Source organism: Nitrosospira sp. Nsp14 (genome assembly GCF_900113575.1).
Lineage (GTDB): Bacteria > Pseudomonadota > Gammaproteobacteria > Burkholderiales > Nitrosomonadaceae > Nitrosospira.
This window is the reverse complement of sequence record NZ_FOPV01000021.1, coordinates 14,067-25,977: the sequence shown is the minus strand read 5'-3', so window position 1 is coordinate 25,977 and position 11,911 is coordinate 14,067. Positions and strand designations below refer to the sequence as shown.

Genomic DNA, 11,911 nt, shown 5'->3' with positions numbered 1-11,911 from the left:
TCGTTCTCTACGCGAGTATGTAGGTGAAAATGGCCAACCGCGGAAAACATGTCTTTGTCATTCAGCGTTTCTCGTGCTCAGCATCCGAATGCCCGGCATCGCCGGTGCGGTGAATGGAGTTGGCGAGGATGTGAGCGGAGAAATTCATCGCGAAAGGCACCACCAGAATCGCCGCCAGCAATATCAGCAACGCGGTGTTAATTCCGATGTCTATTTCACCGCGCATGACTCTCATAAACAGCCATGCGACGAGCCACACCAGACCAATCACGCCCGCAGAGACGAGTAAAAGAAGGTTATCCGTCATGGGGCTTCCACCTTCACCGGTACTTTTTCATGGAGCGGTTTCACCGTCGACATTCTCCCGATGCCTGTTTCAATGCCTTTCATGTTACCGCAGCGCAATGCCATTGCAAGCGCTCCCGCCATTGGTACTGCGTGAAAACGCGCGGATCGAACCTGTCAGCGCACCTTCGTCTGACGCAACCGCGGCGCCCGGGTCCGCCACAATACCGCCAGCAGGCTGCCCAGCAAGGAATGCATGACCGCTGAAACCGCGCCCACGACAGGCGCAAGCGGTAGCAACGGAAATGCCTGTTTCGCCAGCACGATGGCCAGACCGGAGTTTTGCATCCCGACTTCGATCGAGATCGTCCTGGCGCTCTGGCCCTCATAACCGAGCATTTGGGCAAAATAATGGCCGATAAGGAAACCTCCACCATGCAGCAGTGCGGCAGCCAGGATCAACTCGGCACCATAGATAAGTATCGCTTCCGCATTGGCGGCAAATACCACGGCACAGATGAAACACACGCCGGCTACCGACAACAGCGGTGCGACGGGTATCATGCGCGCCACCAGGTTTGGCGCCCAGCGATTGAGCAATACACCGAGCATGATCGGGATGATCACGACCTGGAGAGTTTGCTTGAACAGGAGCCAGGTATCCACCGGCACCATGGCCCCGACAAGCAACTGGGTCAGCAATGGTGTCAAAATGATTGCCGCCATGGTGGAGCAGACCGTCATTACCACCGAAAGCGCCACGTCTGCTCCGGCAATGTAGGTCACCAGGTTGGATGCGGTGCCGCCCGGACAACACCCCACCAGGATCAGGCCCACGGCGAAATGCGGCGGCAGGTTCAAGGCCTGCGCCACGCCCCACCCCAGCAGCGGCATGATTGAGTACTGGGCCACGAAACCGACCGCTACCGCTCGCGGCATGCGCGCGATCCTACTAAAATCGCCCAGGGTAAGCGTCAATCCCATGCATAACATGATGAACGCCAGCACCAGCACCACCACGGGCCCCTGGTTCATGGTCACAAACCCCTCGGGCCAGTAGAGCGCAGCGGCCCCGGAGAGGATCATCCAGAGCGGAAACAGGAGAGCCAGTCGATGTAGCATGAGGACGCGTCCGGGGGCAACCCCTATCAGATCGCTGAACCAGGGATAGCGGTCACGGCATGACGGGAAAATAGCAGCGTGTGATGCTGCGCGTGACGGCTGACCAGATGCGTGTGGATCAATCCGGCCTGGCGTGCCATTTCGCGCAAGGTGGAGATAGATTCCGGATGATCGTGCGCGCGGACATGGGCGCACGCCTCCTCCAGTTGCTCCCCGGGGACTGCCGTCCATTTTTCGCGCATGAATTGCAGGTAACCCTCCAGATAGCTCTCCCGGTCCTGGTTTTCTTCGCGCACGACGTCCACCAAAATGAACCAGCCCTTGTCCGCGAGGCAGCGACCGACCGCCTGGAAAAAGCGCGCCTTCTGCTCGGGCATCAGGTGATGAAGCGCAAATCCGGTGAAAAGGACATCCCAGCTTTGTGCGGTGGACTCGACCGCTTCCAGGAGATCCCCTTCGGTTAAAACGACCTCGCCAGACAATTCCGCAAGGTACGCATGCGCCTCCGCCAGCGCCGTTGCGGACAAATCCACGCCCTGGTACAACGCCGGCTGCATGCGCTTCAGGCAGGGGGCCAAGTAGCGTGCATTCCCGCAACCCAAATCCAGAATCCGGTCGAAGGATTCATCGCACTGCTCCATAAGGCGATCTATTCCGGCGTAGATTTCACGGTGAAACATGTAGTTGTGCTCGGTCAACAGATCGTACAGCGACCAGGAGCGGGTGAAAATGGCAGTAGATTCAGGGCTGGACATGAAGCGAGGGCGGGATGACCGGACGAGACTCTACAATATACCCGATTTCGAGATAGCCGTTGAGCGCATCGCATTCACGCCAAATCACAAGACGGCGCGCCATGGGGGGTAGCCGCATCCTGAAAGGAGCGGTCAAGCTATACCATGCGCGCCCAATCATGCTCGTTAGCCGTATTAGGCATAAGCCGATTATGCTTTGGAAGCGGCAAGGGCATTGAACTGTGTTTCATCCAACCGGGCAAGCCAGAGCGCTTTAACCGCTCATACCGGGCTGAAGTGCTCAACAACTGGTTATTTACATCACTAGATGAAGTGCGGGAAATCACGCACCAGTGGCTACAAAGTTATAATGAAGAACGACCCCATAGCGGGTTGGGAAGCCTGCCCCCGGCTGTGGTTCGTGAGCTAAAAATTTTAGCAATTGAATCAAGCATAGCCTTTCTAATTTGACTTTAACTTCCCTTCTTTTTAAACGGCACCTCAAATCTCAATGGAATCGCTACACTGATAAAATAATCAGGAGCGTGTTTTGTTAAACCAATACCAGCTACTGTAGAGAAAAATAACCGCGAACCAATAATGGAAGACGCACCGAATGTAAATACACTATTGATTGTATCTGTCCCAGGGATTGAGTTATTAAATATCCTTGTATTACCTATAAAACTTTGCTGAATACCCACACTTAATGAAGTCTGCGGACTTGCAGCAAGCGTTGCGCCCAAAGTTAAACTATACACATCGCCAGGCTCGATCCCATCTTTTGCAAAAGTTTTCCTGTAACCCAGCGTGCTGGTAAAAGCTAATGGATCCTGACGCTTAAGTGCGGTTGCTGAAAAATTCAACTCATTGAAGCTGGTAGCCATACCCACGCCAGTCGCAGTCCCAGCCAGGCCCCCAAGTGAAGCATTACTGAGTGTTTGTTGTTTGCCTGTATCTGTATCCCAGGTTATTCGACCAACGATATCTGGCAGCCAAGCGCTTTCCCGCAGCAAAGTTTTGGCAAGACCGACACGAATGTCACCTAGCGCATAAGTGGTATTTTCCGTTTCTTGATTGACAATTCCTACAACATTAGATGCATTGATTATCCGGGCTGGTATGCCAAGTTCTACCTGAGCCCCGAAAGGCAGGCCGAGTCTAGAAAAAAAACCTGTTTCGATATCGTTACGGCGTGTTTGAGTATCGGCAACTGCACCTATGTTACCCGCTGCATCCCTGAGCAAGACAGGCTGTTCGTTATCAAAACGCGCATAATTCACATATGGCTGAATTTCTGCTAGTCCGAATGGCAACAGTAATGCCCCAGTCTGAACCAATGTGCGTTCAAGGGCTCGTTCCGCTGCCTCCTCATCTACCACAAAACTACCGGCGCCTGTTTTGCCTTGCGCTGCGGCCACAGGTGGTGTTTCTTTTGCACCTTCATTAGCTGGAGCCTGTCGAGCAGGTTGGCCGGCAACGACTTTATCTGATGGCGCCGCAGGGAGCTGAGCAGCCTTTGTAGATTCAGAAGCCTGCGGCACCCCGCCTACACGTTGTTCGAGTTGCTGGACTCGCCGCTGAAGATCTGCAATTACCTGATCGCGCTCCTGAAGTTTTATCATGAGTTGATTGACCGATGCTGCTTCCGTTACCTGTTGCGCCCAAATACTGAATGGATTGACAAGAAAAAGACTGACGCCCGTTAATAAGGCCCCTTTAATCCGGTTCTTTTTCGATCCATCGACTCTTTTCATTTCCCGCCTTCCAGTCTCAAGAAAAAACCATGCAAAGTACAATATATTTCGCTCTCCAGTTCCTCATATCGAACATCTTTTTTAGGAGACAGGTATGCCTGGGTGCTATGCATAGTGCTTCACGTTCTGATCGTATTGGAGCAGCCGCCGGAATTGAGAGTCGGAGGCGCTGGAGCTTTTGCGAGAAATTAACAGCTGTCGAGGAATCGCGTCTGCCCGGCATGACGGCCTCTTGTCCGGCGCGAAAATATGGTATTGCTGCTCCAGGCGATTATTTCGCCGGAGAAAACTCGTGACCGAAGGCGGACAAGAAGCGAAGCGGCGCGTAGTGACTGCGGGTGACGTATGAGAGTTGAAAAGGCGGATTCGTGAGTTGGAGGAGGAGTTGGGCAAGAAAACACTGGAGAATGAGGTTCTCACCGAAGCGGTGAAGCTTGCCCATAAAAAAGAACTGATCTCGCGCACGCCCTTGCTGCTCGAGGAGGATTCCCTATTGAGCGGCGCTTTGAGAACATTGACTGGCGCTTGCAGACTGTGGAATGGTTCAGCGACGTTCACAATTTATCGCAACATCACAAACTCATCTGCTCTTGGTTCAAGCAGATTAGGAGTTGAAACGCCATCAGTCCGCGCGACCGCAAATCCGACTTTACCGATTTGCGGAAAATCTATCCATGCGTTTTCGAATTGCTCGACCAGCAAGGTGCGGTTGCCCCATGCTGGATCGGCAAGTAATACACGGTTACCTTTTATTCCCCGAAAAATAACAAAATGGTTATACCCCAGCAGATTGAGGGGAACAATAATAGGCGCTTTCTTTACCAAACCATCAAGCGTGAGCTTGCCATAGCCGATTCCATCGTAGCCACGTGCATCGGCATAGCGTTTTAAATCGAGTAAGGAAAAGCCCTGACGAATATTCACCAGTAGAGGATTCTTTATGTACTCCTCCCGCCCCATCAGCGCTGTCGCTACCTCTTTCTCGGTAACCATGTCGTGATGCTGAAAATTCAACAAAGTCGTTAACGCAGCGGCCCCGCAGCTAAGATCCCATTTCTGCATAACAACATTTTCCCGGCGCATTTCAAGAAGAGATTTAACTATTCTCGCATCCGCCAGGTTCGCAACACCGATGGTCAGAGTAGCGATACAGATTAATCTTATGGCTACAGGATAAATGGATCGACATTGTTGCATACGCCCCTCCCCTGTTTTTTATTAAGCTTTGTATTCTCACAAGACTATCTATCGCCGCACGCCTCATGTCTGCGTTTTGGCTCACACTGGCCTTGATTTAAAAGTACTGATACGGAGCGGTAAATGAAAGCAATAGAAGTAAGGATGGATCGCCTTATTCTGGTATTTTTCCCGCCCGGCTTGATTGCCGCGATGTAACCTTTGTTTTATCTGCTCCGATCTGCATTTGGTGGAAGCCTTTGGTTTACTAATGGGACGGAACGTCGATCACGATCACCGTTATATGTCCCTGTGAGAAAGAAAACCGCGGAGTGTGATGGTCATGAACGTTGCTATGTGCGATGACTTTGTCCCCCTCGGCAGAATACGCAGTCTGAACATCGGTATCACTGCTCCAGCCGCAGCAGGCGACTGCCTTCCCCACACCTCGCCCAATTTCAACATTGTTTTTAGGCGTGCTGAAAACGGTCGTCGATGTGCTGCTATAAGTGCGTGTATTGGAGCCCTCCGCAGTGGCGAAAGCGGCAACTCCTACTGCGACGCTGCCCGCTGTTACGGTATCCATCTCTGTGCCGGTCAGTCTCACCGGTTCCGCAGCCCATAGAACTACCGGCTGCGCCAGGGCGGCGAAAACCACGACGCCAAGCGCTAAAGGTGAAAGTAAAGTCATTCTCATAATCTTGCTCCTGACTGCAAATGTAGGGGAAATAGGTAGTGCCACTCTTTCTTCTCGATGCGCTGGAAATTTCTCCCCGTTTTGCTGTTGTCTCCGTTTCAGGCAAGATCGAATAGAGTGGCAAACCAATACTAATGTATCGTCTTCGTTTTGAAGATTCTCATTTAGTTGTATATGAACTACCACTTTTAGATGGAGAAGGTGTCAATTGACGATCTAGCATCCCTCAAGACCTGGGGCACGCGTTGAATCAAAGCACGTTTGGAATTGAGCAGGATTTTGAGGACGCTCCAACGCCTGCGAAAATGGAGCCATGAAAAATCAAACAAGTTTTCGCCCTAGGTAGACCAGGTGCTCGGATATGAAACCGGCGGTTCAAAGCGGGTCGTCCTACCAGCTTTAGGTCTCGGACCTCACGTATGGCTCGACTTGGCAGGGCTGCTACTGGTGCGTGGCCTCCGTGATTGACGTGTTCGCCAGGAGTATTGTCGGGTGGCAGGTCAGTAGCTCCATGCAAATGGACTTCGTGCTCGATGCGCTCGAACAGACTCCCTATGCTCGTCAACCTGGAAATCAGAGGGCCTGGCACATCGCAATCGCACCGATACGGGATCTCAATATCCCTCCATTCGCAACATGAACTTCTCCCCAAGCGGCTATTGAGTCTACCTTAGGCCCGCATGCAGTTGCCCGGCTCCTGCACATGTGGAAACGGCTCAGCGACACTGGCAGCGGGTTATATCAGCCCAGAAGCCACCATTTTGTCCAAGGTCTTGGGCCTCGTCAGCTGTTTGACCGCCGTGAGAAGTGCCGACTCCTACGGGCATTGCTGAAGCGTTCGTCAAGACCTTCAAACAGGATTTTTGTTTATTTTCACGAGCGGCTCGATGCAAAAACTGTAATAGCACAGCTTGAACAATGGTTCGAGCATTACAATGAATACCGTCCTCGCAAGCGGCTCAAGATGAAGACACCCAGACAGTTGATCCACAGCACGCCATGAAAATAGCTTTCATCGGTGATTTGAACTTCCGCCAAGCTTTTGAAATTCAGAACCGGCCACTACTTATTGAGAAGTTAAGTTAAACTCTTCTAACAAGTTTTAAGCTCGTCACTTCCCAAGACTTTCACGATCTATCGCGACGTAAAAAACCCATCTGCTTTCGGTTCAAGCAGATTAGGAGGTGAGACGCCACCAGTGCGCGCGACCAATCCGACTTTGCCGATTTGGGGAAAATTTATTCGACGGCGATAACGTTTGTAAATCCGTATGAGTAAGAAGACCACGGAGTGCTGGTATCAGTAACGGTGCTATTTGCGATGACTCTGTCCCCCTCGGCATAATACGTAGTCTGAACACTGGTATTGGTGCTCGAGCCGCAGCAGGCGAGTGCCTCCCCGTAACCTGACCCTGTCACAACGGTCGTTGTAGGCGTCCCTGAGGCGGTCGTTGAGGTACTGGCATAAGTGTATGTATTGGAGCCGGTTGTAGCGGCCCAAGCGCTAACTCCTAGGGAGACGGCGCCTGCTGTGAGAGCATCCATCTGCGTCGCGGTCAATCTCACTGGTTCCGCAGCCCATAGGACTACCGATTCCGCCAGGGCGGCAAAGACCACGGCACACAGCGCTAGAGGTGAAAGTAAAGTCATTCTCATAATCTTGCTCCTGTCATACGAGAGAGAGATTATTCTTATCCCTTTTTTTCCCGCGAAAATGTAGAGTTAAAGTGCCATTGCCGCTCTTTCTCCTCATGCTGGGAAAATTATCCTGTTTTGCTGTTGCCCTGTTTCCGCAAGAGTGAATAGAGTAGCAACTCGATATTAGTGCATCGTCTTCGTTTTGAAGATACTCTTTTGGTTGTATATGAGCTGGGACTTTTAGATGGAGAAAACGTCATGGACGACGACGTGGCGACACTAAGACACAGGGCATGTGTTGAATCCGCGCGGATTTTGAGGAGGCTTCAACGTGTGAGAAAATAGAGCCGTGAAAAATCAAACAAGTTTTCGCCGGACATAAGCGAGCGTGATAGGCGATGTGACGCTGGGACACCGAGTACACCGCTGTAAGCGGCAAGTACGACGGGATTGGTGAAATCTATCCGGTCCCTTCGGGTTGCACATCCAAAAACGTGGAAAACGCATTGAAAAGCTCGACCATAGTTCACTATCCACCAGCTCGATATCGATCCGCGAACACATGGACCACCATCATTTAGCGCGAGGACACGTGGAGCACGACTGCGAGATACAGCCAGTGTTCGTGGGTTGAAGATACAAATGATATCGGACCCGATTGGGCGCCTCGGCATTAAAGTCCTGCTCTAACCCGTTGTCGGCAACCTAGGCGAGGCAACGACCAGTAAAACTCGCCGCATCCTTTTAGGATGTCGCGCTCCTCGCTGACTTCGCTTCATTCCGCTTTCAGATGACGAATTTCTGCTGCCTAGAAGTTCGCTGTCTCCGATCGAACAGACTGTAGCGTTTGTGGACATAAACTAGGCTGTGAAACACCATCCTGGGTCACCTCTGATACTCCGGTGACTCTTTCGGGAATCTGTTTTACAGCATCTTGAATTCTTCCCGACCACGCTGCTGCCCATGACTCCTCCTTTCATGCCTTGTCTTTTAAGCCTTCGGAGTGGCTACAGACTACGGAGGCGAGTCAACTAAAGGAGTAGCGTTAAGCATTAGCCCACCTCTAGTACTCTGTTTGGGGTATCGATAGCACCTTCAGTTGAATGAATAGCACCTTCGGTTGAATAAACTATTTACGAATTGCGGGTATTGCACGATAGGGCCATAGTTGGCTCAACCGGCTAAACCAAATTCGGGGGTGCTTTCGAGTATTGGCCGGCTCTCGAGGCAAGTGTGCCCTTCAATATTTACTTCAGGAGAAGACCCATGAACGCAAAAATGACCTCGTTGTTTGCTGGTATCGCTTTACTTGCCGGTGTAGGCATTGCTAATGCAGAGGAACGCCTGACCGCAGCCTCAATGGATGGTGTTACGGCCGCTGGTTACAATAGCGTTTACTTCAATAAAGATATTTATACCAACGTACAGGCCTACCTTAATGTATACAAAGATGTTGATTCCTATGTGAACGTCGATGGAAAACTCGCGGATGCAGAAGCTGCTGCTTCCTGCTCCGCTTATAGCTGCTTGACCGAAACGCTCACCGTTACCAACACAGGTTATTACGGACCGACGACTTCCTATAGCCAAAGCCTCTCCGCTACCGACTAATTAGCCGCAAGAAAAATCAACCCGCCTTTTGCTACAGAACGACTGTTGATGAAGCATCTGTGGCTCAAGGCGGGCTGAGAAAGATCCCATAAGCCCCCATGTCTTTGCAAGGGGCTATCTTCATGCCGCCAATACGAGGTGAAAACGGGATCGGCGATGGCACACCGCCCTTTGCCGACAACCAGACCCTTACCGCCGCGATGCTCGACCGCTTGCCGCATCATTTCCACATTGTGTAAATTGCCGGCGAAAGTTATCGCCTTGAGAAGAAGCGCAAAGCAGACAAACACAAGCAAAAGGAAGTAAAACCCAGTGCGGAGGTGGCCAGAATTACTTCGACGTTTCCGACGATAAGTGGGTCAGATTTAAATCCGCGTTGACATTTAATTTGCGGATACCGGATGGATCGCTTCTGGTTACAGGACAGAGAGGGGAATTCGCGATTCGCCCCATGTGGTGCTATTGCAACCGGCTATAACCCGCGTTGATGTGACGAGAGATGTTCGCCTTGAACTACGGGCAGTTTTTTTGCGCCTTCCATTACTTTAGATGCTCAGTTCTATAAAGGGCGCGCAGCCCCGCTATTGATAGGAATAGGAATATTCCGCCTCCAAGGCGATATTGGCGGTCCGATGAAGTCGACTACTACAGATGAAAATGCAGGGGCCGACTCCATATGCGCTTAGATATCTCCTCTCTTGCTGCTCTCACTAATCCCAACCCTGCCGCACACTAAACCGCAATCAACATTCAGCTTTCCCCTCGGTTATTTGAGATCCCAGGAAAGCTGCGTGAGTGCGATTGATTGCCTTAAGCTTCGTCATAATTTTTCGGGTATGAACCTTTACGGTGCTCTCCTGCACTCCGAGCTCATACGCAATGATTTTATTTGACTTACCCCGCCGCACAAGCTCGAACACCTCCAATTCCCGCGGCGTAAGAGTATGCAACAGAGGTGGGTCAATCTTGGCGACGTTCGGGCACTCCTCCTCTCGGAGCATTGCAGTTTTTCCAGTGATCTCCATAAGAGCGTTATGTGGAATAAATGCACCGCCCGCCAAGACAAGTCGAAGTGACTGGATCACTGTGGACGGGTTGAAAACCGATGAGACGTAGCCGCGCGCCCCAATCTGAATGGCATCCAGAATATCACGGAGCTCATCATGATCGGAAAGGAAGACGAAGGGCAAGTCGGGAAGCTCAAGCTTCAGACGTAGAATTCCGTCAGAAATATGATTCTCGCTGATGCGTGCTGAACCAAGATTAAAGACGACCATTTCAACTTTGCAGGGACGTTCCAGATATCTAGTCACGAACTCATCGATGTTTGAATAAGGCAAGATAACAAACTCATCCGAAAGCGTTGTTAGCAGATTTGCGATGGATATCCGTGTCAGCGGCCGTGAATCAATCAGTGCACATCCCGTCTTAACAACGTCTTCTTCAATCGTGCTCTCGTCTATAGGATGAGCACGCTTTGGTGTCACAAATAGCTTATTCCCTGGGTCTCCCTCGGTCCTATCTTTCCAATTATCATGGCTGTTCTCTTCGCTGGTCAGTGCCAGCCCCATCCTACTCAGTTCACTCTCAAGCTCTGCTATTCTCCCTCTTAGTCCACTTATCATTTTCTTATCTCGCTACGCCCTAGTGTTCATATTAGCTGCGGTTCGTTTGGAGATCTTAGACGAAGTTCCATTTCTTCTTTTTGTTGCAGCCACCGTTAAGTAAAATATTTGTTACAGGAAGCAGGAACGGCTCCTCTTTTCGTTTCCATCCCTTTTTTCCAATCCTTTGGAGTTCACACGTCATTACCCGACGGGTCGGAGGATAAAACATACAGTTCCTTCGCACCAAAGAAATGAAGCATTCTAATTCCTTAGCACTAGGTACTGGTATTTCACGTCGGAGGATGAAACATCTTAGCTCCCACGTTTGTGCGGAACCGAACACAAATTTACTTATATTTACTACCGAACATTTTTGGAATCGATGGACGAATTGCCCAGAGGACCCCCGGGACACCTTCGCCCGTTTCTTGAAAAAAATTGTCCTTAAATTTTGACTGAGCGGCTATGTTATTTGCAGATCATCTTGCCTTATGAGCGCCCGCCGTCAGGATTACCGCTCACCATTAAGCTATTACGTTTTAGCAGGGCATTGGAACTGACAAATATCCCGATTGTGGATAAGACAAGTGTCCTCTTTGTATCCTTTACCTAAGTGAACTGCTTTAGTTTAATTTTCTCCGCCCGTGGGGGAGCGATCAGTAAATCTTTGTCCAGATCATACTAGCGATGGCGATGAGCGATACGAGGATGGCTCCTCGCTCTGTAAAGGTGCGTGCCGCCCGAGCGGATTATCCACTTTAACTCTCAGGAGAAAAACATTGATGAAAATGAGAATGACTTTACTTTCACCTCTGGCGCTTGGCGCCCTGGCGGAGCCGGTAGTCCTAAGTGCGGCGGAACCGGTGAGACTGACGGGGACAAAGATGGATGCTGTCACAGCGGGCGCCGTCGCCGTATGACTGGGCCCTTGGGCCGCTGCCGACGGCTCCAACACCTACACTTATACCAGCACCTCAACAAGGGCTTTCAGCACGCCCAAAGACAATGTTGATATAGGGTTAGGTTTCGGGAGGGCGGTCGCCTGCTGCGGCTCGAGCAGCAATACCGGTGTTCAGACTGCGTATTATGCCGAGGGGGACAAAGACATCGCAAAGAGCATCGTTCATGATCATCGCACTCCGCGGTTTTCTTTCTCACACGGCGTCACAACGGTTATCGCGGTCGACGTCCCTGCCCGGTAGTAACCTAAAGCTTCGACTACTGCAAATCGGAGCCGATAACACAAAAGCTGCATTGCGGCGGTCAAGCCGAAATTTCCCGGAGT

General features: G+C 51.1%; 9 protein-coding genes and 4 pseudogenes. 6 read left to right on the top strand and 7 right to left on the bottom strand.

Annotated features, from left to right (window positions below; translation table 11 throughout):
* Positions 1-61: 61 nt before the first annotated feature.
* From BM022_RS12895 to BM022_RS12885, 3 genes are all read right to left on the bottom strand, one after another.
* Positions 62-307, bottom strand: coding sequence for a hypothetical protein (locus tag BM022_RS12895; RefSeq protein WP_091139919.1), 246 nt, complete (start codon positions 305-307; stop codon positions 62-64).
* 155 nt (positions 308-462) lie between these two features.
* Positions 463-1,407: a bile acid:sodium symporter family protein gene (locus tag BM022_RS12890; RefSeq protein ID WP_091139917.1), complete on the bottom strand. Its 945-nt coding sequence runs from the start codon at positions 1,405-1,407 to the stop codon at positions 463-465.
* Positions 1,408-1,433: 26 nt separating this feature from the next.
* Entirely contained in the window at positions 1,434-2,162 is a 729-nt protein-coding gene (locus tag BM022_RS12885) for a class I SAM-dependent methyltransferase (RefSeq protein WP_091139914.1), read from the bottom strand.
* A 210-nt stretch (positions 2,163-2,372) separates the two neighbouring features.
* Here BM022_RS12885 and BM022_RS12880 point away from each other — a divergent pair.
* Positions 2,373-2,612, top strand: a pseudogene (locus tag BM022_RS12880) (transposase); the annotation flags it as partial.
* A 2-nt stretch (positions 2,613-2,614) separates the two neighbouring features.
* On the opposite strand, the gene BM022_RS12875 reads toward BM022_RS12880, so the two are convergent.
* A complete protein-coding gene (locus BM022_RS12875) occupies positions 2,615-3,898 on the bottom strand; it encodes a hypothetical protein (protein WP_091139908.1) in 1,284 nt (427 codons plus the stop codon).
* A 107-nt stretch (positions 3,899-4,005) separates the two neighbouring features.
* Here BM022_RS12875 and BM022_RS12870 point away from each other — a divergent pair.
* A pseudogene (locus BM022_RS12870) lies at positions 4,006-4,396 on the top strand (transposase); the annotation flags it as partial.
* A 63-nt stretch (positions 4,397-4,459) separates the two neighbouring features.
* Here BM022_RS12870 and BM022_RS12865 read toward each other — a convergent pair.
* Positions 4,460-5,095, bottom strand: coding sequence for a C39 family peptidase (locus BM022_RS12865; protein ID WP_218146884.1), 636 nt, complete (start codon positions 5,093-5,095; stop codon positions 4,460-4,462).
* Positions 5,096-5,342: 247 nt separating this feature from the next.
* Positions 5,343-5,771: a hypothetical protein gene (locus BM022_RS12860; protein ID WP_091139904.1), complete on the bottom strand. Its 429-nt coding sequence runs from the start codon at positions 5,769-5,771 to the stop codon at positions 5,343-5,345.
* Positions 5,772-6,136: 365 nt separating this feature from the next.
* Here BM022_RS12860 and BM022_RS12855 point away from each other — a divergent pair.
* The 3 genes and pseudogenes from BM022_RS12855 to BM022_RS12845 form a co-directional block, all read left to right on the top strand.
* Positions 6,137-6,404 (top strand): annotated as a pseudogene (locus tag BM022_RS12855) (DDE-type integrase/transposase/recombinase); the annotation flags it as partial.
* 61 nt (positions 6,405-6,465) lie between these two features.
* Positions 6,466-6,774, top strand: a pseudogene (locus BM022_RS15255) (integrase core domain-containing protein); the annotation flags it as partial.
* A 1,900-nt stretch (positions 6,775-8,674) separates the two neighbouring features.
* Positions 8,675-9,019, top strand: a complete 345-nt coding sequence (locus BM022_RS12845) for a hypothetical protein (RefSeq protein ID WP_091139900.1) — start codon at positions 8,675-8,677, stop codon at positions 9,017-9,019.
* Positions 9,020-9,762: 743 nt separating this feature from the next.
* Here the strand turns inward: BM022_RS12845 and BM022_RS12840 are convergent.
* A complete protein-coding gene (locus BM022_RS12840; RefSeq protein ID WP_091139898.1) occupies positions 9,763-10,644 on the bottom strand; it encodes a response regulator transcription factor in 882 nt (293 codons plus the stop codon).
* Between the two features lie 776 nt (positions 10,645-11,420).
* On the opposite strand from BM022_RS12840, the gene BM022_RS16105 reads away from it, so the two are divergent.
* Complete coding sequence (locus BM022_RS16105) at positions 11,421-11,546, top strand: hypothetical protein (protein WP_256209170.1); 126 nt, start codon at positions 11,421-11,423, stop codon at positions 11,544-11,546.
* Positions 11,547-11,911 lie beyond the last annotated feature (365 nt).